Here is a 25736-nt window from a genome sequence, read left to right on the forward strand (position 1 = left end):
CCGTAAAAAAAACGGGGCTACTTGATAAACGATGAAATCGGGATCCAAATTCATAATTAGTACTATTCCCGTTACATCGTTGATGGATTTTACTATATTTCCATAAAAAAACGACGAACTGCCCATAGCGCTGCGTTGTAAGTAATGCAAAAAAATTAAAAACTATATTTATAGGAATATGCAAACCGTTGATGAAATCCTAAAAATAAAAAAAGTGAAAAATACCGCAGTTAGAACTGTGGTTTTACGACACCTTTTAAGCCAAGAAAGAGCACAGTCACTAAAAGACATCGAAAACGCATTAGCTTATACAGACAGAAGTTCTATTTTTCGAACTTTAAAAACATTTGAGGAGAACAAAATTATACACAGTATCGAGGATGGTTCTGGTATGGTAAAATATGCAGTTTGCGCAGAAGGATGTAACTGTGACCCAAAAGACTTACACTATCACTTTTATTGTAATAAGTGTAATAAAACATTTTGTCTTTTTGACGTTCCTTTTCAAAATATAGAACTTCCCGAAAACTTCAAAATACAACAAGCTAATATGGTTGTGAAAGGTTTATGCAACAACTGTAACAACTAATCTTTGCAATCGAGTTGCACCATAAGATATTTAAATTTGTAATATCATTAAACCGTTATTATGAAACTTTACACTTCAATACCAAAAGAATTAAAACCATATTTCAATACAGAATTAATAAAATACAGAGCTGAAAAAACATCTGGAAATTTAATTAATGCGTGGAATCATTTAGAACGTGCTCACATAATTGGACAAAAATATCCTTACGCACACACTTTTGTTCATTGGAAAATGTTACAATTTGGATTTAAAATCAAAAACCATAAAGAAATTATTGGTCAAATCCCACGCTTGATTTTTGGAGGAGTTAAATCTTTTGTTGGCAAAATTCCCGTTGGAAATCCTGGCGGTTCAAATGTTCCACCTTTAAAGCCATTTCCAATAGAAAACGAACTACAAGAAATTTTTAAAAAAGCTGGCGTTACAATTTAACTAATAATGAATAAAACAATATTTGAAATAACCAAAATGGATTGTCCTTCTGAGGAAAATCTAATCCGAATGAAACTTGACGGAATTTCAAGTATTGCGAATTTGAACTTTGATATTCCGAATAGAAAGTTGACAATTTTTCACAGTGGTGAAATGGACCAAATCGAAAAGTCTATTAGCGAACTGAATTTAGGAGGAAAAAAAATAGCAACTGAACAAACCGACCAAACGGAATTTAAAGAAAATGCAAATCAGAAGAAGCTACTTTGGTCTGTACTTGCAATAAATTTTATCTTTTTTATAATCGAAATGACAACTGGAATAATATCAAAATCTATGGGACTTGTTGCCGATAGTTTGGATATGCTTGCCGACAGTTTCGTTTATGGAATTAGCTTGTTTGCGGTTGGTGGAACTGTAATTAAGAAAAAGCGGATCGCAAAACTTGCTGGATATTTTCAAATTACACTTGCGATTATTGGATTTATGGAAGTTTTAAGACGGTTTTTTGGAGACGAGAAACTTCCTAATTTCTCGACAATGATTGTCGTTTCTATTTTTGCACTTATCGCAAATGGAATTTGTCTTTATATTTTACAAAAGTCAAAAAGTAAAGAAGAAGCACATATGAAAGCAAGTATGATTTTCACCTCGAACGATGTGATTATTAATTTAGGAGTAATAATCGCAGGGATTTTGGTAAATTGGTTAAGTTCTAATAAGCCTGATTTGATTATCGGAACAATCGTTTTTGTGCTGGTAATTCAAGGAGCGTTTCGGATACTGAAATTGAGCAAGTGAGCGGAAAGCACTACTTACAACAAAACCTATAAACAATACGGGCTTGGCTGCTTAAGTTATAAACCCGGAATATCGACTATCACCGCCAAATCTTTTGGATTTGGCATTAAATAAAAAAGAAAAAACAAAACCAAAAGATTTTGCTTAGCGCGAGACAGGAAATCCGCTGGATTTCCGCCCCGCAACTATTCTTACACAAACACGTTGTGTGTAATTATACCACTAAAACGAAAAAGTATACAACATTCGAAAATCTGTATAAGAAGTTAAGCCTACTTCCATCCGAACTTTGCCTTATTAATTAGAAATAATAGGCAAATATGAAAACTAATCAATTTGGCAAAAAAGGGTGGACACCTGATAGCATCGGAGATTTAAATGGCAAAACTTATGTCATTACAGGTACTACCAGCGGCACAGGATTTGAAGCAGCTAAAATTTTGCTTTCAAAGGGAGCTAAAGTGGTAATGCTTAATCGTAACGCAAAAAAATCAGCGGATACTATTGCTACTTTGAAACAAGAGCTTGGGAGCCATATAAATGTTTCTAACATACAAATGGACTTGGCAGAACAAGCATCTGTGAAAAAAGCTGCAGCAGAAGTTCTTAAGTCGGTTCCTCAAATAGACGCACTGATATGTAACGCTGCAATTGCACAAGTTCCAAAGCAAACCCATACCGTTGATGGGTTTGAAAGTCAGTTGGGTGTAAACCACTATGGCAACTTTTTACTACAAGGGTTGCTTTATCCTCTTATTGAAAAATCGAAAGGACGAATAGTTGTTGTAGGTAGTATGGGGTATAATTTAGGGATTAAAACCATACAGTTTGACGATATGAATTGGGATAAAAACTACAATCCTAATGGAGTTTATAGCCAAAGTAAATTAGCACAAATTATGTCGGTTTATGAATTACAAGACCGATTGAAAGAAGCTGGTAAAACTGATGTAAAAGTATATGCTTGCCACCCAGGTGCTTCCAGAACATCTTTGATCAAAACCAGCGGTAGTTTAATGACACGCTTTGTTTGGCAACTAATGAAACTATCACCAATGGTTCAATCTGCAGAAAAAGGTGCTTATCCGCAATTAATGTGTGCAACAGAACCAGATCTTGATGAAAGCGGCTTTTATGGACCGACAGGTAGAAATAATTGGACAGGGCCTGTTGGAGCGCATAAATTAGAACCACACGCTAAAGATAAGGTTGTGGCTGCTAAGCTTTGGAATGTATCGGAAGAAGCAACAGGCTTTAAATGGAATTTTTGAACGCTTCAATCTAACAATTAGAATCCATACGAAATGAAAATTATAAAAAACAGCTGTATAATCGCATTTATTTTAATTTCATATGGAGCTTTTTCTCAAGACAGAAATTGGACAGTTAAATCATCTAAAGATGGCAAGTCTACAGTAAAGTATGAGTTAGTAAAGGAAAATAAAAAATTACATTTTTATTACATTGCTCAAACAACAGCAAATGTTTCATTAGATGAATTAAATAGCTATTTTTCTAATACAGGGAATCACAATAAATTTTTAGACGGCACAGAAACCGAGGAAATAAAAAAAATATCAGCTAATGAGTGGTTGGCGTACTATTTTTTTGATGCTCCCTGGCCGCTCGCTAATAGTGATGTAGTACTAAAAATTAACCGAACTAAAACAGACAATAAACTTATTTTTACTGCGACTGCAATTTCAAATAATTATAAAAAATCAAAGGTTAAAAGAATGTCAAGCTACAAGGTCATTTATGAATTTGAAAAAATTGATAATTCAACAACAAAAATAACCTATAATGCAAACTATATTCCGGTAGTATCTGTTCCAAAATTTCTAATAAAAACTTGGTTTCCAGAAGGGCCAGCAAAAATTGTTAGTAAATTAGGTTCAAGAAATCAATCATAAAACCTTAGGGAAGTAATATGCAACATTTTAAAACATTATCATCGTATATAGAATATTTAGAGCTTCCTCGTCCAGAGCATCCTATGTTAAGTGTGTTTACTGCGAGTGGAGATGGTTATCTTCCATGTCCGAGAGAAAGTTCACCGCCCATTACCAATGATTGCTATTCTATTAGCTTAAAGAAATTTGTAAAAGGAGACTTAAACTATGGGCGAACAAAATATGATTTTACCAATGGTGCATTAATATTCATTGCGCCAAGACAGGTTTTGCAATGGGACAATAGGGTGGTTTTTGAGCAAAAAGGATTTTCAATAAACTTCCACGAAGATTTTCTAAAAGGCACAGAATTAGCTCTCCAAATAAAGAAATATGGTTTCTTTTCCTATTCGGTAAATGAAGCTGTTCATCTTTCACCTAAAGAAGAAAAACAAATAGAATCTATAGTTGAAAATATTGAAATAGAATATCAGAACAACCAAGATGAATTTAGTAAAGATATTATCATATCTCAATTAAGCACGCTTTTAAAATATGCCAATAGATTTTACGAAAGGCAATTTTTAAATCGAAAAGAATTATCGAATGATTTGTTAGTACAATTTAACCAACAATTAAACGATTATTTTGAATCGGGACAATTACACGAACAAGGAATTCCAAGCTTAGAGAAAATAGCAAACAAAATGTCTGTTTCGCAGCGCTACCTTAGCGACACACTTAAAAGTGAAACCGGCAAAACCACAACCGAACACTTACAATTATATTTGATTGATGAAGCCAAGAATATTTTATTGAAACCAAATAAAAGTATTTCAGAAGTAGCTTACGAATTGGGATTTGAATACCCACAATATTTTTCAAGATTATTCAAAAAGAAAGAAGGCATTAGCCCAACAGAATTCAGAGCGTTATATAAAATGAATTAATTATGGATATATTAAAAGCAGCAACCGATTGGGCAAAAGCCGAACTTTTTTCAACGCCATTTTTCATTCTCTTCGGACTTGTTTTTGTGGCAGCAAGTTTTGGGTTTTGGCAGTTAGGAAAAACAGAAATAGCAAGAGCATATATTATTCCTACCGCAGTCGCTGGGGTTTTACTTTTGATTATTGGTCTTGGATTATTTTTCACTAATAAATCTAGAATATCAGAATTTGAAAATGCTTACAATACAGATGCATCTGCATTTGTAGCATCAGAAATTGTACGTGCAGATAGTACATTAAAGGAATACAAAACAATAGTTTTCAAGGCTATTCCGATTATAATAATTGTAGCTGCTTTGCTAATCATTTTTGTAGATAGTCCTACTTGGCGAGCAATTAGCATTACCACTATTGCTATGATGATAGTTATTTTATTAATAGATGGTACTGCACACGCAAGAATTGAAGCCTATAAAGAGCAATTGAAAATAGAGAATCAATAAACAGAAAGCGACTGGTGTTGCATAAAGTGAACCTTAATACTTACCACACGCAACATTGCCGATAACAAGTAGTGCAAAAGAGATTAGCATTATGATCTAGGAGTATTTGTGAAGTCGCGAAATTTACATCCTTTACGCCCCATAGTAGTTTTAAACAAAATAAATTCAGAGCAAAAAACAATTGTTAAATCTGACTGAATTTTTTTTAAAAAAAGATTTATATTGCAGTAGACCCCTTTAAAACAAACTCCCCCTAAACTTTAGCGAATTTTATTTCATAAACAAGTATGCGTACTCGGTGTCATATGCTTCGTTTCTACAAAATATAATGACTTGTTCTTATATCGCTACGGTAGATATAATTACTCTTAAAAATTGAATGGAGGAGAATAAAGAAAAATTAAAAAGGGTAATTGGAGTTTTTGGATTCAGCACTAATATTATTAATATGGTGGTTGGTTCTGGAATATTTGTTCTACCCGCAATTATTGCCGCCGGACTAGGCACTTCAAGTATTTTCGCTTATTTACTTTGTGGAATTCTTATCGCTCTTGTTATGCTCTGTTTCGCAGAAGCTGGTAGTAGAATATCCGATTCTGGAGGTGCTTATAGTTACATTAAAACAGCGTTTGGTCCATACTTGGGTTTTCTCACTTCAGTACTTTTTATCTTGGCAACTATTTCAGCAGATGCCGCAGTAGCCAATGCTATCGTTGATATAATTGGCTCTATTGTACCAGTATTCAAAGTACACTTTGTAAAAATAGGTACATTTCTTTTCCTATTCGCAGGCTTTGGTCTCGTCAACATAAAAGGTGTTAAGAACGGAGTGAAGGTGGTTAAGCTTATTACGATTACAAAATTAGTTCCTTTGCTGTTGCTCATTTTATTTTCTTGGGGTCACATCTCTTTAGACAATCTTACCATTGAAACTATAGCACCACTTAGTGATATCGCTGAAATTTCATTAATTCTATTTTTTGCCTTTCAAGGAGCCGAATCTGGTTTATGTATTAGCGGTGAAGTCAAAAACCCTAAAAGAACTATTCCGAAAGGAATTTTCTTAAGTATTAGTATAATACTAATTATTTATATTCTAATACAAACTGTATCCCAGGGAGTGCTTGGAAGTTTATTGGCTACATTTAAAGAAAATCCATTAGGAGCAGTTGCAAATCAAGTCTTTGGCTCTGTTGGGTTTACGGCAATGACCTTAGCTGCAGCCGTTTCTATGCTGGGCTATTTAAGTAGTTCTATATTGAGTATGCCAAGAATATTATTTCGCGTATCCAAAGACAATTTGCTACCGATTAAATCGCTAACTAAAATTCATCCAAAATTTAGTACACCCTACATTGCTATTATTTGTTATACAACTGTTGGCTTTTTGTTTGCCTCGTTTGGTGGCTTTAAACAATTAGCAGTTATTTCTAGTGCAACAATTTTATTGATTTATTTAGGAGTGTCTTTATCTGTACTTAAATTGAGGAAACTAAATATTGGCTCTGGTAATGAATTTAAAATTCCAGGTGGTTATATAATTCCAGTATTGTCGAGCTTAACTATTCTTTATGTATTATCTAAGCTTGCTCGAAATGAATTTGCAGTAATTTTAATAGCTGTAGTTATTTTGACATTCATATATTTTTTTAAAACTAAGCTGAATAAAAAATAACCTTGTCTTGCAGCCCATATAAAACCAGTGTTTTATTTTAACCTACCCTATACACGTTGCTAGATTTCTTCACAGATATTCAACAAAATTTACCTTCAATGATTTAAAAAAGGAAAATAAAATATTAAAACAATTATGAAATAATTATTAATATTTTATCAGATTTACGGCCGAATAATTCAGAACTTCGCCAAAAATATTGCATGCTAGCTAATTCATCAGAAATTTAATTTTGGTAATTCGATACGCTGAAATTTAGCTTTAAATAAAAAGAAAAATGAAAAACTTAAGGGAACAAACAGATGCTAAAATTGCAGCCGGTCGAAAAGCTAAACCGGACTTCATGAAAGGTGTTGATGATATCATTGCCCAGGCTAAAGCATTTGAACAGGGAAAAAATGCTATTAAAATTGGCCAAAAAGCGCCAAATTTTGCACTACCAAATGCAGTAGGAAAATCGACATCTTTAGCGGCCTTACTAGATAACGGACCCGTTGTTATTACATTTTATCGCGGAGATTGGTGTCCGTATTGTAACTTACAACTTAGAGCATTACAAGCAAGATTACCTGATATTCATGCACTAGGAGCTACATTGGTTGCAATAAGTCCGCAAGTACCCGACGGGTCTTTGACAAAGAGTGAAATAAGTGAAATGGAGTTTACGGTTTTATCTGACCAAGATGCAAAAGTAGCTTCAGCGTATGGTGTTGCTTGGGAAGTTCCGGAGTTTTTACTGGAGCATATGCGTGTAGATCGCGAACTAGATTTAGAAAAAATAAATAATGGCAATGGGAGTATATTACCAATTCCAGCAACTTTTATAGTAGGTAGTGACGGTGTGGTTAAATGGAACTATGTTAATGTTGATTATAGAACACGTTCGGAACCTGATGAAATTATTGAAGCCTTAAAAAGACTAGTCTAAACCAGTTTTTTATAAACAACCATATTCAATCAAGTAATAAGTCACTCGTTATAAAAAGTAACTTGTAACAGTTTAAAACTGTTTCCTAGCTCTTCTATTTCTACTGCTTCTGAAATTCCTGCTACTTTTAGTAAAGTAACTAACGAAAGCCACTGCCGCTGCTAGTAGAATAACTGGAACCATTATATATACAACCTCATAGGATACATCCATATGTATAAGATACAAAAAAAACAACTAATTATTGTTACCTATTTGAATAGCAATAAATTACATCATTGCTTTGAGGATATTTCATCCCAATCTTTCACTAGCTCCCTTTTAATAAATTGATTAATATCCATTTGTTCTGCTAATAACTCGTTCGTTTTTGGGTGTAATAACGCGTATGGAAATGGGCCATATTCAGGTGCAATGGTAATAAAAGAACGTTGCTGGTTTTGCGCATTTTTAAGCATGGCAATCCACCATTTTTTAAATTGGGCTAATTCCGGAGCATAAATATTACTTCTAGGGTCTATCACTTGCGGACTTTGCGCAGAGCCTACTCTGGCATGGATATGATACGTATGTTTTATAGCCAACGCTGTTGCTTCTTGCTGATTCTCTAACATTGATTCTGCTACACAACACCAATGAGAAAAATCTGAGGTTAATTTCAATTCAGGAAACTCTTTTAAAAAACGGAAACAAATGTGAGCAGCATAAGAAAACCTAGAGCGATGTGTTTCATGTGTAATTACAATACCGGTTTCCTGTTCTATTGAAAGAGCCAATTCAATTAATTCTGCATTTTGACTAAAGGAAAAGAAGTCCATTCCAGTATGCGAATTGATAAATAATGGTTCTGCTTCCGCTAAGTTATAGAGGTATCGCTTATATTTTTCCCTATGCTTCTTAAAATCTACTTCTTTAGTTTCCCAATGTTGACCAACAAAATCTAATTCAAAATCTTTAAGTACAGATGTAATTTTCTTCTTTTGTTCACCCAATGGCAAATCAATTTCCACTCCTTGATAACCATGCTGTTTCACCACATCTAAAAATACTGGAAATGCATTGTCTGCAGTACCCCAACGTGGATAAATAAATTTAACTTCCATATTTTATTTGTCTCTTACTTTTCTATCACCAGTATAATCCACACCCAGTTTTCACTCTAATGCTATCATTTCTTTAGGAGCGAAAATAAAGTATTAAAAACACGTCGTTGCCTATTCGTTGTGTTTCCTTTACTAAAATGAAATGTGAACCCATCCTGAAAGGTAAATTACCTTCATAATCACCCAATTCACTAAAAGTCTTCGTAGCAAGTTTATTTCTAGGCTGTAATTAAGCCAAACTAGTGTGTAGATGGACGTTAGCGTAGGGTAGCCAAACGAATTTAGCCTTACCTTTGCAGCCATATGCAGATTAACAAACTTTCAGATTGGTTGCCAACAACGAACAAAGAAGTAAAAATTCGAGGTTGGGAAGAGCTAGATGTTATTCTATTTAGCGGCGACGCTTATGTGGATCATCCTTCCTTTGGCCCTGCGGTTATTGGTCGTATTTTAGAAAGTTATGGTTTAAAAGTGGCCATTGTTCCACAACCAAGTGTTACCGATGATTTACAGGATTTTACAAAATTAGGAACACCAAAATTATTTTTCGGAGTTACTGGTGGTTGTATGGATCCGATGGTGAGTAATTATACGGCCAGTAAAAAACGTAGAGATAAGGATGCCTATACACCCAATGGTGATAAGGGTTTTCGACCAGATTATGCTACATCAGTATATTCCAAGATTTTAAAAGATAAATTTCCAGATGTTCCTGTTTTAATAGGTGGCATTGAAGCTTCGTTACGTCGGGTAACGCATTACGACTATTGGAGTGATAAACTATTGCCCACTATTTTAGAAACTTCAAAGGCAGATATGTTGGTTTATGGCATGGGAGAACAGCCCTTGCGAGAAGTTGTTAAGCTATTGCAAAAGGGAGTGCCTTTTTCAAGTTTAAGAACTATAAAACAAACTGCGTTTCTAGTACATAAAGATGAGGCTATTCCAAAGAACAAAAATTGGGAAGATGTCGAAATTGTATCGCATGAGGTCTGTTTAAAGGACAAAAAGAAGTTTGCTTCTAACTTTAAAGTCATAGAGCAAGAATCTAATAAACTTAAAGCAAGACGAATTTTTCAAGGGGTAAAAGAGCAAACATTGGTGATTAATCCACCATACCCTACCATGACAGAGAAGGAGATTGATGCTTCTTTTGATTTACCGTACACCCGTTTACCGCATCCAAAATATAACAAGCGCGGACCGATACCGGCGTATGAGATGATTAAAACTTCTATTAACATTCATAGGGGTTGTTTTGGCGGTTGTAGTTTCTGTACCATTTCTGCGCACCAAGGAAAATTCATTGCGAGCCGAAGTAAAGAATCGGTATTAAGAGAAGTTGACAAGGTGGCTAATATGCCCGATTTTAAAGGTTACCTTTCAGATATTGGAGGTCCATCGGCCAATATGTACCAGATGAAAGGGAAAGTTCAATCCATTTGTGATAAATGTGTTGCACCTTCCTGTATTTCACCTGTAATATGCAGTAATTTGGATACCTCTCATAAACCGTTAACCGAGTTATACCAGGCTGTAGACAAACATCCGAAAATAAAAAAATCTTTTATTGGCAGTGGTATTCGCCATGATATGTTGGTGCCAGAATTCAATAAAAACGCGGACCCAAAAGAATTGGATGATTACACAGAAGAGGTAATGACCAAGCATATTTCTGGGCGATTAAAAGTTGCACCGGAACACACCTCTGACCCTGTTTTAAAATTGATGCGTAAACCGTCTTTTGAATATTTTCATAAGTTTAAAGAGCGCTTCGATAAAATTAATATCAAGAAGAATTTAAAACTTCAGCTCATTCCTTATTTTATTTCAAATCATCCTGCTTGTGAAGTAGAAGATATGGCAAATCTAGCGGCTGAAACCAAGGACATGGGCTTTCAGTTAGAGCAAGTACAAGGCTTCACTCCTACTCCAATGACGGTGGCTACGGTTATTTATTATAGTGGGTATCATCCGTATACTTTAAAGCCAACAAAAACACCAAAATCTAAAAAAGAAAAAGATGAACAGCATCGTTTTTTCTTTTGGTATAAAAAGAACAATAAAGATTGGATTAGAAATACCTTAAATAAATTGGGTAGAAAAGATTTGGTTGATGTTTTGGTGCCTGAAAAAGAAAATAAAACTTGGAAAAGCGTTAAGCCTGTAGCTGTAAAAAATACGTTTGATGATGCCATACCTGCAAGTCACTCTCGCAGAAAAAGAAAACATAAGGCTAAAAAGAAACGGCGCTAATGTATCTTTTAAACTTTATTTTTAATAGCGAATTATTCGCATTTTAAAATCTTGTTTAGAGTACTACCATTTATAAATTTGAAGAAAGAAACGTATAAATGCCAAAGCTTGAAGTAATACATGAAAACAACGATTTTATTGTTGTAAACAAAGCTGCTGGCCTAATAAGTGAAAAAAGTATTTACGAAGACCTTACCGTAGAGACTCAAGTTTTAAATCACCTTTTAAAAAGTAAACGAAAGCCTTATATAGGTATCATACACCGCTTAGATCGTGTAACTAGCGGGGTTCTAATTCTTGCCAAGAAAAAAAGTATTCTTGTTGCCTTTAATACGCTATTTAGCAGTCGTAAAGTTCAAAAAACATATTTAGCCGTTGTTAAAAATAAGCCTGCAAAGAATAAAGGAAATTTGGTAAATTTTCTCGTGAAAAATAACAAAGAGAAAAGAGCGGATATCGTTGAATCAAAATCCAAAAACACGCAACACTGTATGCTCTCGTATGAGGTAATTGACGAAAACAAATTTGGATACCTTTTAGCAGTTAAACCAAAAACGGGACGTTTTCATCAAATACGAGCGCAATTATCGCATATTGGTCTTCCTATTATTGGCGATAAAAAATATGGTTCCGATCAAGAATATAAACCGCTTTCTATTTGCTTGCACGCATGGAAGTTAACGTACGAAATCACTGACTCTAAAGAAACGCAAACTTTCGAAGCAACTTTACCTCAAAACGAAATTTGGACATTTCAGTCAATATAGACACCTCCAATATTTATACTTTTAAAGTAGCTTTACTAATTAGCCTGTAGTAGCAATTCGTAAGATTTTCAAGTATTTAAAAAGCTTCTCGCAGCGCTAGATTAACTTTTAAAAAAGTTTTATATTGCAGTAACGTACATAGCGTATACTCCCCCTAAAATTTAGCATCATTTATTAAACACGGATAAAGCAACTTGTTTGTATATCGTATGATATCACCTAATAAACATACTAGTACGAATAGCCAATTGGTACCATGCATAAGTCAAAACCACTTTATTAAAATTTATGCTAAGAATATAATTTCTCTTTCAAATAAAATATTGAACTAATGACATCTAATCAGCCAATAGAACCGAAACAAAGAATTGAAATTCTAGACATCCTAAGAGGTTTCGCTTTACTTGGAATCATTTTCATGAACATGGCATTTTTTAGCGGATACGTTTTTATGCCCTTTGATGACCTAGAACAAATAACTAACTTTCAGTTAGATGAAAAATTTTATTCGTTTTTAGGAATCATAGTCACAGGAAAGTTTTACACCCTCTTCTCCATTCTTTTTGCTGTTGGGTTCTATATTCAATATGAAAAGAACAAAGAAGATTCTATTAATTTTTTAAAAACATATCGAAGAAGGCTGTTTTTTTTGTTATTGATAGGACTTTTACACAGTTTAATTTGGTTTGGAGACATTTTACTTGCCTATTCGATATTTGGTTTTATCCTCATTTTATTCCGGAATGTCAAGTCAAAGAATCTTATTCGCTGGTCGCTATTTTTCCTGCTATTTCCACTTTTAATCGATTTATCTCTCTTGCCATTTTCTGAGGCTTTGAGTTCTGCTAGTCCTGAAAAAACGACTGCCATTGCACACGTTCATTATCCCGACATGACAGTTGAAGCAGTTATAAGTACATTCCAGAATGGTTCAATTGCTGACATATTCTTTTTAAACATTCATAATCTTGTATGGAAATACTTAGGTTATATTCCATCAGGGGGTTATTTTAAGTTTCTTGGGATTTTTCTTCTTGGCTACTATTTAGCCTCAATAGATTTTTTTACAAAAAAATCAAAATCAACCTTATTATTAATAACCAGTTTAACAGTAGGTCTTCTGGCTACTTTTTCAGCGAAAATAATTGGTGGAAGTTCCTATATGTTCCCACCAACGCTATTAAATATACTTTTTAAGTTTTTAGTATTAGCCGGCCAGATATTTATGTGCATTTTCTATATAACTTCCATATTTAAAATTGTTCAAACTTCGATAGGTAGAAGAGCATTTAGATATTTAATTCCTATGGGAAGAATGGCGCTGAGCAATTACTTGTTTCAGACTATTATCATGATTATTATTTTTTACAATTTTGGATTTAATCTGATTGGTAAAATCGGTTTATTACATACATCAGGTATTGCGATTCTTATTTTAGTATCGCAAATTATTCTTAGCAATATCTGGTTAAGACATTTCAAATTTGGACCCTTGGAATGGATCTGGCGTAGCTTGACTTACAAAAAAAGAATAAATATCCGTTATCAAAATAACTAAACAAATGAAATTAGCGCATGGTAACAATGTATAAAAACAATAGCCGAAATAGTAATAAATTAACGGATTTTAGCCCACTTCAACTTTTTTGTATATCGCATGATATCACAAAATAAACATAGTAGTACGTATAGCCAATTGTTGGCAACAATAAACCAAAACAATGAAAAAACTAACCATTTTAATTCTCATACTGATTTCAACGGCAACTCAAGCTCAAAAAAATAAGTTTGAATTACTAGAACCAAAAATTGATTCAATATTGAAACAAAACAATGTTGATGGGTTTCAAATGGTCGTCGTTTCTAAAGACAGTATTCTACATCAAACTGCATTTGGTACTAAAAATGGAAATGACTTACCCATTACCAATGAAACGTATTTTAATATAGCTTCGATTACTAAAAGTTTTACTGCATTAGGCATTATGATGCTATTAGAAGAAGGTAAGCTAAAGTTGGAAGATAAGTTGAAGGATATTGTACCAGAAGTAGAATATACAAATGAGTGGGAAGAAGAATATCCAATAAGAATAATTCATCTTTTAGAACATACCACAGGTTGGGACAAAGACCAATTACATCAGTTTTTTTACAACAGAAATGGTAAGAGTACTTTAGAAGTTTTACAAGCTTTTCCTGATTCTAGAGTCTCTCGATATCCACCAGGTCAATTTTATTCTTACACAAACGATGGCCCGAGCGTTGCAGGCTATGTCATAGAAAAGTTATCAGGATTATCTTATGAAGATTTTATAACCCAACGCATTTTGGAACCATTAGAAATGTATTCAACAACACTCAATACAACAGATGAAAGACTTAAGGGACAGCTTGCGACAGATATGGGTGACAATAATCTTATTTACAAGCCTGTTGTAGATATGCCAGCCTCTGGAATTTTTACGACTGCAGGTGATATGGCAAACTATTTACAATTCTACCTAAACAATGGTAAAGTAGATAGTACACAATTGGTAAAGCCAAAAACAATACAGCGGATGCTATATTCTGAAAGTACCTTATCCAGTAATCCTATTGGAGATCATTCCCATTCTGAATATGGAAAAGGCGTATTTCATTATACTATAAAAGGTGTTCCTATGTTCAGTCACGGAGGCTCTGCACCTACGTTTGGGACTAACTTTCTTATCATTAATGATTATGATAGAGGCGTTTTCTTAGCAATGACCAATGACCAGTTTGATATAGTTTCAGAAGTAACTAAATTAGTTAGAAATGAAATTTTATACGACAGAAAAGAATGGAAACCTGAACTTGATGACCGCCTTCAAGATGAGTCTTGGATAGGGTATTATAGAACTATCAATTCTGAACACGCATATTTAAGACCTTTTGAAAAATTCTTCCAATTTTACACTATTTCCAAGGATGGAGAAGGACTACATCTTAATGAGGCATTTAATGACCATAAGTATCTATTATATCAAAATGGAAATGAAAGACCTTATTTCCACAGTCCAAGTACCAAGAAATGGTCTTTGTACAGAGGAAAAGATGTGCTAGGTAATGAGGTTATCCAAAGAGGAGAAACAGATGGTAATTGGGAGAAAATTTCCAAAGTTAAGATATGGTTCAATCTGATTTTGTTTTTTACCTGTATTACATTACTATTTAGTATTCCATTTGTAGCCATAGGTCGCTGGATAATAGCCAAAGTAAAAAAACGAAAGTTCATATCAAGTAAAATTTTGCGAATGGGTCTACTTGCTATTACTTCGGTTGTTGTAATTGTAATAGTAGGTACTGTATTTTCATCAGGTGAAGCGTCTGGTATTGAGAATTTTTATGAAAAAATGGAAACAATATTTTCGGTATCGTGGCTTTCATTGCTTATTTTTTTATTGACTTTATGTTTTGGGGTATTTTCAATTGGTGCACTATACTTTTATGTTAAAAAATGGAAGGAATCTCAATCTAAAATATTTAATATATACTTAGGACTAATGACTTTCGCCCTTATGTTAAGTACAATTTATCTGGGTATTAATGGATTCATTGGCTTAACTACTTGGAAATAATTACTGTTGCCAACAACGTGTCTTATGAAAAATAACGCGAGTACTAGCTAACACAAAGGTTCAGGCATTTTTAGGAAGTCGCTAAATTTAAATATATGGTAAATGAAAAAACACTATCACCTAATATCACTTTTAACCATTTTAATAATAGGGTGCAAAGAAACACCATCCAAAATTATTGAATCGCATATTTATTTACAAAAAGATGGTAGAGAGAAAAAGGATTGGCAAATAATTTGGCAAGACAATTTTTCGGATTCTGTTTTAGATACAATCAAATGGACCTATATTCCACCAGAAAAAGCGGACTGGGGAAAACACATGACATCCAATCAAAAATGCTATGCGATTTCAGATGGAAAACTATACTTAAAAGGGATTGTTAATCCAGATACTTTGACTGACCCAAGACCATTTTTAACGGGAGGAATCTATACTAAAAGAAAATTTGCTTTTCAATATGGCAAAATCGAGGTACATGCGAAGCTAGAGTCTGCCCAAGGTGCCTGGCCTGCCATATGGATGTTAGCTGAACAAAAAAAGTATGGTGATTACCCAAAGAATGGTGAAATTGACATTATGGAACACATCAATTTTGAAGATATTGTCTACCAAACAACACACTCCTATTATACTTTAGACCTTAAACAATATGATAATCCACCACATCAAAAAACTACAAAAGTAAATGTAGATGAATTTAACACTTATGGCTTGGAGTGGAATCCAGAAAAAATAGTGTTTACTTTGAATGGCGAAGAAACTTTTGTATACCCAAGAGTTGATGGAGTTGATTCCTCACAATGGCCATATGACCAACCCTTTTATGTTTTAATAGACCAACAACTTGGCGGATCATGGGTTGGAGAGGTCAATAAAGATGATTTACCTGTTCAAATGATTATTGATTTTATAAAAGTGTATCAATGATTTTTATACTAAAAATGGCATAACAATATGTAAAATTCATAAGGGTTTCTGAGGTAAGCGAGCATTGTCACCCACTTCAATTTTGGGTGGTAAACTGATCGAAACCCCTTAGGTAATCATACAATATGCATTGTATACAATTAAAACTAGACAATATGAAACATTTAAAACTACATTTAACACTAATTACTTTATTATTTAGCTTCCTAATAGGATGCAAAAATGAAAATAAAATTGAGCCTATAACCAAAACAAGTGATTCAGAACTGACAACCTTAATAACAAAACAAGTGGATAGTCTTTATTCAGTTTATGAAAGATTTGACTACGATTGGATTGAATTTTATGCTGACAACTATACAGCCATATATCCAGATTCACCTATTCAGCATTTAACAAAAGATTCTCTAAAAACACAATGGGAAGAGATTTACGCGAAATATGATGTAAAACTTCTTCATCGTGGAAGACCAACTATAATTCCTTCTGAGGACATGGCTATTTCTTATAATACTTTTAATGAGATATTCATTAACAAAGAAAGTTCAGATACAATTAAAAATGTTGGAACTTACATTGTCAATTGGAAACGACAAACAGATGATACCTGGAAAATAGTTTTTGAAACTTTACAAAATCATTAAAAATTACACGCAACACCATATATAAAAAATCGTTGGTGTTGTTTTAAAACAAAGGTCGTTGTATGTTTACTACGTCTGATTTTCCTTAGTAAAATCCTCACATACAAAACCGCAATTATTCTTAAACATAAACATTATGCTTCATTATAACCAACCAACAACCAAATGATAAAATTCTTTAGATTCTCGAAACAAAATTTTGCATTGCAAAATCGAATGTCCTGTGGACAATTGGTAGCGATAGCCGCTTGCGGAAGATTTAAAATCCTTAAACATGATTAAGTTCTTCAGACGAATAAGACAACGACTACTCTCAGAAAATAAATTTAGCCAATATCTACTTTATGCCATTGGAGAAATTGTGCTTGTGGTAATTGGAATTTTGATTGCTTTGAGTATTAATAACAGCAATAATTATAACGAACAAAGAAGTCTAGAGCAAGAATATTTGTTGTCACTACAAACAGAATTTGAAACGAACCTGAAGAAAATAGATGCCTCTATTGAAGAAAATAATCAACGAATAGCATCTCTTGATTATCTATTGACTTTATTTGATAAAAATGTGCTTGACACCGTCAGTAGTCAAACAATTTCTCAAAAGTTCGCTCCTATTGTTGGCAGTGAAATTAGTTATATACCGGCAACAGGAGTTTTAAATGACATCATTAGTTCAGGTAAACTCAATATCATTTTGAATAAAAGCTTACGACATAACTTAGCCTCTTTTGATAGTTCATTGGATTTATTAAACAAGCAGTTAAATGGAGTAGAATTCACAGATGAAAAATTGCGTACTATTCTTTATGAAAAGGGAAGTATACGAAAAATAGTGATGGATATAGGATTTATGGATTTTGAACACGAGTCGATTTCGGAAAAACTGGATAACAAGCAGATGTTCGAATCTGTTGAATTTGAAAATTACCTATTGGGTTATCAATTGTTAGCTAAGGCTACAAATGGACCGCGATTATTTGGTCGTATAAAAACGGAGATAGAAACCATACTTAAGGAAATCGAGCAAGAACTAGCGAAATAATGAAGGTACTGCAATGCTATAACCATATAGTGTACATAGTACGTAATTAAAAGCTTGTGCATATTTTTAAATCCCGCCAAATTTATATTCCGAAGCCTCGGGAGGCGTTTCAAAATCAAACAGAAATAGGTAGCTTTTGCATAAAAAAAGTGGGTACAAGTCAATTACACGTGGCGTTAGATTCTCCAAAAAATAGTTTTATATTGCAGTAGCATTTATAGTGCACACTCCCCCAACATATTAGTAACAAAACAGCTAAACGTAAGAATTACGTTATGCATTGCTATTGCGAAATAGTAGGCATAGTCCCTGTTGTCGGTACTAAAAAAAACCAACCAACCAACCAATTAATAATTTATGAAAATAGTAAAGAAAATAGGTAAGTGGTTTCTGATTTTATTGGGAGCACTTATTGGCTTTGTTTTAGTTGTATTATTGATTATTAGAATCAATAGTTCCGGAGAAGAAGAACCTTTTTTAGATGAAAAGGGTAATGTGCTTCCGAATAGTATTGCCATGCATGAGGATATGACAATAAATGGAGTACCCCAAAGGATTACCATTAGAGGAAAAGACAAAAACAATCCTGTGTTGTTAATAGTTCATGGCGGACCAGGAGCACCCATTTTACCTATAATTTATAAACTCACAGGAATTGATTTAGAAGATTTATTTACAGTTTGTTATTGGGATCAAAGAGGCTCCGGACTAGCTTATAATGACAGCATACCTGATTCGTCCATTACCTTAAATCAAATCGTAGATGATGGTTTAGAACTATCAAATCACTTAAAAAAGACTTTTAACAAAGACAAAATTTACATCGAAGGTTTATCGTGGGGAACAGCGGTAGCTGCTTATATGGTTCAAAAACAACCTGAATTATACCACGCCTATATTGGTAGTGGTCTGATGGCGAATCTATCACTTTCAGAAGAATTGTCTTACGAATTTGCACTATCGGAATCGCAAAAGCACAATGATACCATTTCGGTCAATCTATTAAAACAAATTGGAAGGCCACCTTATGTGAAAAATTCAAAAAACTCAGTAGGTGAAGCCTTTGAAATAGAACGACAAATTGTAATGAAGTATGCACCCATAAAATTAGAAACCGATTTTAATTTTATTAAAAGTATGTTTTTAGATAATGGATTAACGTTTAGCGAAAAATTTACTGATATGATAAACAGTCCAGAATCCTACTATCCTGCTGCTAAGATTTTACAACCTACTGCTATCGATATGAATCTAATGCGTGATATTCCCGAATTGAAAGTACCAGTTTATATATTACAAGGAGACAACGACCATTTTACCGAAACACCAGTAGCAAAAGCGTACTTTGACTCAATTATTGCACCATCCAAAAAATGGTTTTTATTTGAAAATGGAACGCACGGCGTACAGGTTGAATATCCAGAAAAATATCGTTCAATATATAGCAATGAAATACTAGGAAAATAATGACTACCGTAAACAATGTATAAGTAAAACACCAATAAATTAAGGGGACTGAAGTAAGCTAAACTAAAACATATGAAATACGTATCAATTTTAATTCTAACGCAAGTTCTACTACTTAGTTCTTGTCAAGAAAATAAGACAGACCATCCAGAACAATTAGAGAATGTGTTAGTCGGATATTTTAACGGAATTGAAACAAAGGATTTTCAAAAAATGCGAGACCTAACCACAACTGACTTTGAGTTATTTGAAGATGGCAAAATTTTTAATAACGACAGTCTTTTTAAAATGATAAATAATTTTCCAAAATTTACTGCTGAATATACGTTTGATAATCTGAAAATTAATGTGGATTATAATTCTGGAAACATACATTATTTTAATCATGGTGCCTTTGTATTCAACGATACAACTACGGTAAAATTTGACTGGATAGAAAGTGCTACGTTTAAGAAAATTGACGGCAAATGGAAAATGGATTTTTTGCATTCCACTGTTAGAAAATAAAACTACTGTAGACTACAATGCACAAAATAATAGCCCAGACAGTAGTACATGCAACATATATAGTCCGCATCAAGTTTCTTGGAGCTATACAAAAAAGTGTCTTGCAATCGATTACTATTCTATTACGTTCTATGCTTCATTAAAATCAACCACCAACCAATGATTAAATTCTTTAGATTATCGAAACAAAATTTTGCAAAGCAAAAGCAAAGGTCTAGCAGACCTTTGGCGAAGATAGCCGCTTGCGAAATATTTAAAACCCTTAAACATGATTAAGTTCTTCAGAAACATAAGACAACGACTACTCTCTGAAAATAAATTTAGCAAATATCTACTTTATGCAATTGGAGAAATTGTGCTTGTTATTATTGGTATTCTTATCGCACTTCAAATAAATAATAAAAACGAACAGCGTAAATCCGAAAATAAAATTGTTTCTATTTTAAAAGAAGTACAAAATGATTTAGGACAAGATATTCAAATATCGGACGAACTAATTGCCTATTATAAAACAAGAGATTCAATCATCAACTTAGTAAAAGCAGATAAACTCACCTATGATGATTATAAAAACGATAATCGAAATGCTTTAAGATTTGCAATTATGGACGCTTTCCACATGAAAATTCATACAAATGGATATACCAACCTCATAGAAAATGTTGATAATGTTTCAAAAAAACTGAAAGCAGTTATTGAACCATTACACAAGATATATATTTATAACAAATACGAAATAGACAAGTTCGATAATCGATTGGACTTGATTACAGATAGAGTGATGGACGAGTTAGCCAAAAGTAAAGATTGGTATTACAGATTAGATCAGCCTCAATTAGAAGATGAGATGATTGATTTTTTCCTGAATGACCCTTACTATAAAAATGATGTAGCTCTATACCAAAATGCTGGCTGGATAAACTTGACAAATCATGTTACTATATTTAGAGAAAATGCAATTAATTCATACAAACAAATTAACACACTTATAGAAAGTAATGAACCGCTTCCCGATTTTATACCACATAATTTAGTTCATTTAACAACGGCACAACTAAATGAATATGTGGGTACTTTTAAGGTTGTAAAGTTTGAAGGGTACGATGGTCCAATTCCAGATTTAAACTATAAAATTCAGATACAAGACAATAACCTAGTAGGCGTTATGAATGGTGATCTTGAAGATATGGATCATTTCTATTTTGAAACAAAAGATAAGATATTTGGTCAGACTGATATTTACCTTAAAGGAGAGTTTGTAAGAGATAGTTTGAATGAAATTACATCTTTGATTGTTATGAAAAATGGATTGAGAGCTCACTTAAATAAACTTTAAACGAATTAAAAGAAATTAAAATTCAGCCCTGTATATTTAATTGCCTTGGCTAGTTCTTATTTGGAAAATTTCGTCAGTATTTTTTCTGATTAGTATTTGTTTTAAATGATGAATATGTTCCGATTCCACTAACGTAATGCAACAAAATTAACACTTAAAGAATTTTTAATTAATAACCATGTAAAAGATAATTATGAAAGAAATACTTGAAGAATATGCTTTAATTGCTGAAATCATATCTGCTATTGCTGTGGTTATTTCCTTGGTTTTTGTAGGATTACAAATTAAGGCCAATACAAAAGCAACACAAGCATCAACGTTTCATGAGATTGCTGCTTTAGATATTAATATACTTTTAAGTTTAGGTGCTACTAAAGAATCATCAAGAATAATTTCAACTTTTAGAGCGAATCCAGATGCCTTATCGGAAGATGAACATAACCATGGTTTTCACTTATTTGCTGCGGAAATTCGGCACGTTGAGAATTTATTTTTGCAGAACGAAAACAAAATGTTAAGTAAAAAAAATTGGGAATCCAGAAAATCATTGGTTGATGGCATGATACTATCACCTGGTTTTGGAGCTTTGCTAAAAAGTCCGAATAAACAATTTTTCGATGGCGCTTTTATTGAATATGGAGAAAATTTAAGAAAGCGTTTCGAAAAAAAAGAGTAAGTGTTTTAGTTGGGCACAACTCGCAACCAACCATAAACAAGACTGTTATAAATTTATAAATAAAGGATGACTAGCACTTTAGAGCTTAGTTTAATCTTAGTTGTTTGTAAACGCATATTATACGTATAAAATACCACTAAACTATTGGAAACATTGATGTTCTATCAGATTTGATTAAATTACCTAGAAAATAGAAATATACGTACCACGGTACGCATAGCCAATTGTTAGCTACAAGCTAAAAGACATTATCGAAAACAAATGAAAATCAGAAAAGTAAGCATTCTAGATATTGAACATTTAAAAGGAATAGCAAAACGAACTTTTGTTGAGACTTATTCCTCAGTAAATAGCGAAGAAAATATGACCGAATATTTGGAAAACAAATTTTCTATCGAAGAGCTTAAGACAGAACTGAATGATAAAAATTCTGAATTTTATTTTAGTGAATTTAGCGGGAAAATAATTGGTTATTTAAAAGTAAATACAGGACAATCTCAATCCGTTAATAAGGACAAAAATGCACTCGAAATAGAACGGATTTACGTACTAAAAGAATTTTACGGAAAAAAAGTTGGACAAAACCTTTATAAAAAAGCTATTAAATTGGCGAAAGAGAAAAATGCGGAATTTGTTTGGTTATCTGTTTGGGAGGCAAATCCAAGAGCAATTCGATTTTATGAAAAAAATGGATTTGTGCCATTTGACAAACATATTTTTAAACTTGGGAATGACGAACAGTCTGACATAATGATGAAATTAGAGCTGAAGTAAGAAAAGCCAGTAGCTAACAATGTATCCTATGAAAAGCCCTAGTCCAGTTCTCTAAAGTTAATTAATATTTTCTTTTTGCTTTAAACCACCTTTTTTTCTTTTAATATAACTTGCTCCGCATCCTATTTGTGATACACCTATTTTCAGGGTTCACCAGCATCTGTATGATTATAAATTATAATAAACTCGGCCACTTGCTATAAAGATGTGATTCCAATTTCTTGGATCACCCACGTTGTTTTGTGGTACGAGTTTCACTACTATTTTGTGAGCTTTGTTATGGTTATTTTTTTATTCTAGTACTCCTATGCAATAAGGAGTCTCTGTTTTAATAACAGCTAATGTTCTACTAAGTAGTTTTCTCGCTACTTTGATAATGATACTCTTTACATTTCTACCTTGGTGCTTACGATAGTATGCTTGCATCACTGGATCAGCTCGTATCGCCTGCCAAGATGCCTCTACAAAATAACTCCGTATTAAACGATGTGCACGTGGAGTTATACCAAGGGTTTTATAGTTACTTCCACTTTGGTGAACTCCAGGTGCCAGACCAACATAACCAGCCAAATGTTTGACACTATTAAAACGTCGTAAATCTCCCAATTCACATAAAATACCACAAGCAACAATTCCTCCAATGCCAGGTATGCTGCGAAGCAACATATAATCCTTCTTATGGTACGTTTTGCAATACCTACGAAGCTGAGTAGAAACATCTCGAAGCTCTTGGTCTACAAAACGAAAGAAACGCATACGGCTCTCTAAAGTTGCTTTTGCTGTTGGGTTTTTAAACACAATATCATCTAACCATTTCCTATACTTATGACTCCAATGGTCGTTGTCAAATTCTTCTGGCTCTTTAATACCGAAATATAAAAGCTGCATTTTTATATAACTCTTTATCCTCCGAAAATCCTTTACCAAATCATTGCGACGACGAAAAAGACTTCGAAGTTCTTCACGGTCAACATCAGGAATATGAATACCTTCTAATCTACCATCTTTAAGTTCTCTGGATATAAGCTGGGCATCTATCTTATCGGTCTTGGTATGTTTCTCCTTACCCTTTCTATGAATATCAGCAGGATTAACTACTAACGAAAACCAACCATAAGATTCGAAACAACGATGCGCTGAATATCCACAGCAACCCGCCTCGTATGCGGTCGATACTTCATAATTAGCGAAATGTTTATCAACATAATCTTTAAGTTGTTCCGGGTTCGGATTCATTGAAAAAGACTTGCCTGAAAACAAATCTGTAGCACAATGTACTTTCCAACTTCTCTTGTGAATGTCAATGCCAATGTATAACTTCGGTACAGCAGTAATTTGAGTAATCATATCTTTAATCTTTAGTTCATTTTAAAGATACTCGACTTACTGCTTTTTCATCGATGCTATAAAAAATAGGGAGAAAGTGCTTAAACAAAGACTAGTGCTTTTCTGCTAAGTCCGCCATATTTTTAATATGTATTTTAGAAAAAGATAAAAATAAAATGAAAAATATGGCTAAGTGCAAATCTGAAAAAAAGTGCTTAACAACTGCCCTACTTTTCATATACTAACCGATGATGTAGCACTATTCATATCATTTTTATTGTTTTTAAAAGTATTCATATGTTCGCTCCGCTTGGAACGCCTGCGTCGACCAAAATCCCTTCATCTCCTACCTCGATTCTCGGTCTTTTGGAAATGCTACATCATCGCAGTCCCGAAGCTTCGGGAGCGGCTTGCTAGACTAATCTAAAATAAGTGCTTATTTGCCAAGTACGCCGCTGCGGCTTATCAACTCTACATATCAAGTCGCTATACGCTCCCGAAGCTTCGGGACGGTTGTCGTTTTTTTATTCTCAATACCGCAAAATCCACAAGTCACGCCCCGTAAAAAAAACGGGGCTACTTGATAAACGATGAAATCGGGATTCAGATTCATAATTAGTACCATTCCCGTTACATCGTTGATGGATTTTACTATATTTCCATAAAAAAACGACGAACTGCCCATAGCGCTGCGTTGTGCTTCATTATAACAAATCATTAACCAATGATAAAATTTTTCAGAAAAATTAGACAAAACTTACTTGCTGAAGGCAAAATTGGAAAATACCTTAAATATGCCATTGGTGAAATTATCCTTGTTGTTCTAGGCATTTTAATTGCCTTACAATTAAACAATCTTAATGATGAACGAAAAACTGAAAATTTAAGGCAGGTTTATTATAAACAATTATTACAAGATTTTAAGAATGACAAAGCATATATAGAGAAGACATCTTTAGCCATAGATTCTAATATGGTAAAATTTAAAGCCTATAAAGAAATTTATAATCAGCCAAACTTGCCAGTATTCCAAATAATTTCTCAAGCTAACAATTTAGATTGGCCATTATTTAATGTTCAATTCAAATCTAACACCATACATACATTACAGAATACGGGTGACATCAAATTAATACCACCAACTATTAGAGAACAATTAATTCGTTTAGATAAATATAAAGAAGAAACAGAAAATTTTTCTAAATACAATAATGATGAAGCTGCTAAAGCGGGTTCAACGGCAGCTAACAGATATGGGAGTGTAGAATTTGCATTTAAAAACATACAAAATCAACCCAAACTATCGGAATATGTATTTGACGAAAAAAACTTAATCAAGCTTCTTATTATAATAGAAAGGCATCAATTTATGAAGGTTGAATCGGAAAAAGGAAGTCTTATAAGATTCAAGAAAATTCTATCCGATATGGAAGAAATAAAAATTCTTATTAATAAGGAATTGAAAAAATAACGAAAGCACAACAACAAGTATAATTAATTGCTGGTTTTAGCCAATTTCCGAAAATCCTCCCACGC

24 protein-coding genes are annotated in these 25736 nt (G+C 33.3%); 22 read left to right on the plus strand and 2 right to left on the minus strand.

Annotation, left to right across the window (positions count from 1 at the left end; translation table 11 throughout):
* Positions 1 to 214 precede the first annotated feature (214 nt).
* The 9 genes from UH7x_RS03930 to UH7x_RS03970 all read left to right on the plus strand — a co-directional run bounded on the left by UH7x_RS03930 (position 215) and on the right by UH7x_RS03970 (position 7773).
* On the plus strand, positions 215 to 589 hold the full coding sequence (locus tag UH7x_RS03930; RefSeq protein WP_482362418.1) for a Fur family transcriptional regulator: 375 nt from the start codon (positions 215 to 217) through the stop codon (positions 587 to 589).
* A 60-nt stretch (positions 590 to 649) separates the two neighbouring features.
* Positions 650 to 1024 carry a DUF3703 domain-containing protein gene (locus UH7x_RS03935; RefSeq protein WP_482362419.1) on the plus strand — a complete coding sequence of 125 codons (375 nt, stop codon included), beginning with the start codon at positions 650 to 652 and terminating at the stop codon, positions 1022 to 1024.
* A gap of 6 nt (positions 1025 to 1030) precedes the next feature.
* The gene (locus UH7x_RS03940) at positions 1031 to 1825 is read left to right on the plus strand and encodes a cation efflux transmembrane domain-containing protein (RefSeq protein ID WP_482362420.1); all 795 of its coding nucleotides are present in this window, start codon (positions 1031 to 1033) and stop codon (positions 1823 to 1825) included.
* Between the two features lie 320 nt (positions 1826 to 2145).
* Entirely contained in the window at positions 2146 to 3096 is a 951-nt protein-coding gene (locus tag UH7x_RS03945; RefSeq protein WP_482362421.1) for an SDR family oxidoreductase, read from the plus strand.
* Between the two features lie 33 nt (positions 3097 to 3129).
* On the plus strand, positions 3130 to 3738 hold the full coding sequence (locus tag UH7x_RS03950) for an SRPBCC family protein (protein ID WP_482362422.1): 609 nt from the start codon (positions 3130 to 3132) through the stop codon (positions 3736 to 3738).
* 17 nt (positions 3739 to 3755) lie between these two features.
* Positions 3756 to 4667, plus strand: a complete 912-nt coding sequence (locus UH7x_RS03955; RefSeq protein WP_482362423.1) for a helix-turn-helix domain-containing protein — start codon at positions 3756 to 3758, stop codon at positions 4665 to 4667.
* 2 nt (positions 4668 to 4669) lie between these two features.
* Positions 4670 to 5170 (plus strand): hypothetical protein, encoded by a 501-nt coding sequence (locus tag UH7x_RS03960; protein ID WP_482362424.1) that lies wholly within the window; start codon positions 4670 to 4672, stop codon positions 5168 to 5170.
* A 379-nt stretch (positions 5171 to 5549) separates the two neighbouring features.
* Entirely contained in the window at positions 5550 to 6845 is a 1296-nt protein-coding gene (locus tag UH7x_RS03965) for an APC family permease (protein ID WP_482362425.1), read from the plus strand.
* 277 nt (positions 6846 to 7122) lie between these two features.
* Complete coding sequence (locus UH7x_RS03970) at positions 7123 to 7773, plus strand: peroxiredoxin-like family protein (protein WP_482362426.1); 651 nt, start codon at positions 7123 to 7125, stop codon at positions 7771 to 7773.
* Between the two features lie 275 nt (positions 7774 to 8048).
* On the opposite strand, the gene UH7x_RS03975 is transcribed toward UH7x_RS03970, so the two are convergent.
* A complete protein-coding gene (locus UH7x_RS03975) occupies positions 8049 to 8876 on the minus strand; it encodes a sugar phosphate isomerase/epimerase family protein (protein WP_482362427.1) in 828 nt (275 codons plus the stop codon).
* A 303-nt stretch (positions 8877 to 9179) separates the two neighbouring features.
* On the opposite strand from UH7x_RS03975, the gene UH7x_RS03980 reads away from it, so the two are divergent.
* From UH7x_RS03980 to UH7x_RS04035, 12 genes are all read left to right on the plus strand, one after another.
* The gene (locus UH7x_RS03980; RefSeq protein ID WP_482362428.1) at positions 9180 to 11132 is read left to right on the plus strand and encodes a YgiQ family radical SAM protein; all 1953 of its coding nucleotides are present in this window, start codon (positions 9180 to 9182) and stop codon (positions 11130 to 11132) included.
* 98 nt (positions 11133 to 11230) lie between these two features.
* On the plus strand, positions 11231 to 11899 hold the full coding sequence (locus UH7x_RS03985; protein WP_482362429.1) for an RluA family pseudouridine synthase: 669 nt from the start codon (positions 11231 to 11233) through the stop codon (positions 11897 to 11899).
* A gap of 331 nt (positions 11900 to 12230) precedes the next feature.
* Positions 12231 to 13457 carry a DUF418 domain-containing protein gene (locus UH7x_RS03990; RefSeq protein WP_482362430.1) on the plus strand — a complete coding sequence of 409 codons (1227 nt, stop codon included), beginning with the start codon at positions 12231 to 12233 and terminating at the stop codon, positions 13455 to 13457.
* A gap of 163 nt (positions 13458 to 13620) precedes the next feature.
* Entirely contained in the window at positions 13621 to 15498 is a 1878-nt protein-coding gene (locus tag UH7x_RS03995) for a serine hydrolase domain-containing protein (RefSeq protein ID WP_482362431.1), read from the plus strand.
* Positions 15499 to 15600: 102 nt separating this feature from the next.
* Entirely contained in the window at positions 15601 to 16428 is an 828-nt protein-coding gene (locus UH7x_RS04000; protein ID WP_482362432.1) for a glycoside hydrolase family 16 protein, read from the plus strand.
* 155 nt (positions 16429 to 16583) lie between these two features.
* On the plus strand, positions 16584 to 17072 hold the full coding sequence (locus tag UH7x_RS04005; RefSeq protein ID WP_482362433.1) for a YybH family protein: 489 nt from the start codon (positions 16584 to 16586) through the stop codon (positions 17070 to 17072).
* Between the two features lie 274 nt (positions 17073 to 17346).
* A complete protein-coding gene (locus UH7x_RS04010; protein WP_482362434.1) occupies positions 17347 to 18114 on the plus strand; it encodes a DUF6090 family protein in 768 nt (255 codons plus the stop codon).
* A 357-nt stretch (positions 18115 to 18471) separates the two neighbouring features.
* The gene (locus UH7x_RS04015) at positions 18472 to 19581 is read left to right on the plus strand and encodes an alpha/beta fold hydrolase (protein WP_482362435.1); all 1110 of its coding nucleotides are present in this window, start codon (positions 18472 to 18474) and stop codon (positions 19579 to 19581) included.
* A 72-nt stretch (positions 19582 to 19653) separates the two neighbouring features.
* Complete coding sequence (locus UH7x_RS04020; protein ID WP_482362436.1) at positions 19654 to 20088, plus strand: nuclear transport factor 2 family protein; 435 nt, start codon at positions 19654 to 19656, stop codon at positions 20086 to 20088.
* A gap of 268 nt (positions 20089 to 20356) precedes the next feature.
* A complete protein-coding gene (locus UH7x_RS04025) occupies positions 20357 to 21424 on the plus strand; it encodes a DUF6090 family protein (RefSeq protein WP_482362437.1) in 1068 nt (355 codons plus the stop codon).
* Positions 21425 to 21617: 193 nt separating this feature from the next.
* Positions 21618 to 22100: a hypothetical protein gene (locus UH7x_RS04030; protein ID WP_482362438.1), complete on the plus strand. Its 483-nt coding sequence runs from the start codon at positions 21618 to 21620 to the stop codon at positions 22098 to 22100.
* A gap of 261 nt (positions 22101 to 22361) precedes the next feature.
* A complete protein-coding gene (locus tag UH7x_RS04035; protein ID WP_482362439.1) occupies positions 22362 to 22874 on the plus strand; it encodes a GNAT family N-acetyltransferase in 513 nt (170 codons plus the stop codon).
* Between the two features lie 291 nt (positions 22875 to 23165).
* On the opposite strand, the gene UH7x_RS04040 is transcribed toward UH7x_RS04035, so the two are convergent.
* Positions 23166 to 24221 (minus strand): IS110 family RNA-guided transposase, encoded by a 1056-nt coding sequence (locus UH7x_RS04040; RefSeq protein WP_482361459.1) that lies wholly within the window; start codon positions 24219 to 24221, stop codon positions 23166 to 23168.
* 703 nt (positions 24222 to 24924) lie between these two features.
* Between UH7x_RS04040 and UH7x_RS04045 the strand changes: the two genes are divergently transcribed.
* On the plus strand, positions 24925 to 25671 hold the full coding sequence (locus UH7x_RS04045) for a DUF6090 family protein (RefSeq protein ID WP_482362440.1): 747 nt from the start codon (positions 24925 to 24927) through the stop codon (positions 25669 to 25671).
* Positions 25672 to 25736 lie beyond the last annotated feature (65 nt).

Source organism: Aurantibacter sp. UH7, from assembly GCF_056839165.1.

Excerpts from the sequence above, each read along its gene's own strand:
- UH7x_RS03935 (WP_482362419.1), top strand. The coding sequence starts at position 650 with ATGAAACTTTACACTTCAATACCAAAAGAATTAAAACCATATTTCAAT.
- UH7x_RS03940 (WP_482362420.1), top strand. The coding sequence starts at position 1,031 with ATGAATAAAACAATATTTGAAATAACCAAAATGGATTGTCCTTCTGAG.
- UH7x_RS03945 (WP_482362421.1), top strand. The coding sequence starts at position 2,146 with ATGAAAACTAATCAATTTGGCAAAAAAGGGTGGACACCTGATAGCATC.
- UH7x_RS03950 (WP_482362422.1), top strand. The coding sequence starts at position 3,130 with ATGAAAATTATAAAAAACAGCTGTATAATCGCATTTATTTTAATTTCA.
- UH7x_RS03955 (WP_482362423.1), top strand. The coding sequence starts at position 3,756 with ATGCAACATTTTAAAACATTATCATCGTATATAGAATATTTAGAGCTT.
- UH7x_RS03960 (WP_482362424.1), top strand. The coding sequence starts at position 4,670 with ATGGATATATTAAAAGCAGCAACCGATTGGGCAAAAGCCGAACTTTTT.
- UH7x_RS03965 (WP_482362425.1), top strand. The coding sequence starts at position 5,550 with ATGGAGGAGAATAAAGAAAAATTAAAAAGGGTAATTGGAGTTTTTGGA.
- UH7x_RS03970 (WP_482362426.1), top strand. The coding sequence starts at position 7,123 with ATGAAAAACTTAAGGGAACAAACAGATGCTAAAATTGCAGCCGGTCGA.
- UH7x_RS03975 (WP_482362427.1), bottom strand. The coding sequence starts at position 8,876 with ATGGAAGTTAAATTTATTTATCCACGTTGGGGTACTGCAGACAATGCA.
- UH7x_RS03980 (WP_482362428.1), top strand. The coding sequence starts at position 9,180 with ATGCAGATTAACAAACTTTCAGATTGGTTGCCAACAACGAACAAAGAA.
- UH7x_RS03985 (WP_482362429.1), top strand. The coding sequence starts at position 11,231 with ATGCCAAAGCTTGAAGTAATACATGAAAACAACGATTTTATTGTTGTA.
- UH7x_RS03990 (WP_482362430.1), top strand. The coding sequence starts at position 12,231 with ATGACATCTAATCAGCCAATAGAACCGAAACAAAGAATTGAAATTCTA.
- UH7x_RS03995 (WP_482362431.1), top strand. The coding sequence starts at position 13,621 with ATGAAAAAACTAACCATTTTAATTCTCATACTGATTTCAACGGCAACT.
- UH7x_RS04000 (WP_482362432.1), top strand. The coding sequence starts at position 15,601 with ATGAAAAAACACTATCACCTAATATCACTTTTAACCATTTTAATAATA.
- UH7x_RS04005 (WP_482362433.1), top strand. The coding sequence starts at position 16,584 with ATGAAACATTTAAAACTACATTTAACACTAATTACTTTATTATTTAGC.
- UH7x_RS04010 (WP_482362434.1), top strand. The coding sequence starts at position 17,347 with ATGATTAAGTTCTTCAGACGAATAAGACAACGACTACTCTCAGAAAAT.
- UH7x_RS04015 (WP_482362435.1), top strand. The coding sequence starts at position 18,472 with ATGAAAATAGTAAAGAAAATAGGTAAGTGGTTTCTGATTTTATTGGGA.
- UH7x_RS04020 (WP_482362436.1), top strand. The coding sequence starts at position 19,654 with ATGAAATACGTATCAATTTTAATTCTAACGCAAGTTCTACTACTTAGT.
- UH7x_RS04025 (WP_482362437.1), top strand. The coding sequence starts at position 20,357 with ATGATTAAGTTCTTCAGAAACATAAGACAACGACTACTCTCTGAAAAT.
- UH7x_RS04030 (WP_482362438.1), top strand. The coding sequence starts at position 21,618 with ATGAAAGAAATACTTGAAGAATATGCTTTAATTGCTGAAATCATATCT.
- UH7x_RS04035 (WP_482362439.1), top strand. The coding sequence starts at position 22,362 with ATGAAAATCAGAAAAGTAAGCATTCTAGATATTGAACATTTAAAAGGA.
- UH7x_RS04040 (WP_482361459.1), bottom strand. The coding sequence starts at position 24,221 with ATGATTACTCAAATTACTGCTGTACCGAAGTTATACATTGGCATTGAC.
- UH7x_RS04045 (WP_482362440.1), top strand. The coding sequence starts at position 24,925 with ATGATAAAATTTTTCAGAAAAATTAGACAAAACTTACTTGCTGAAGGC.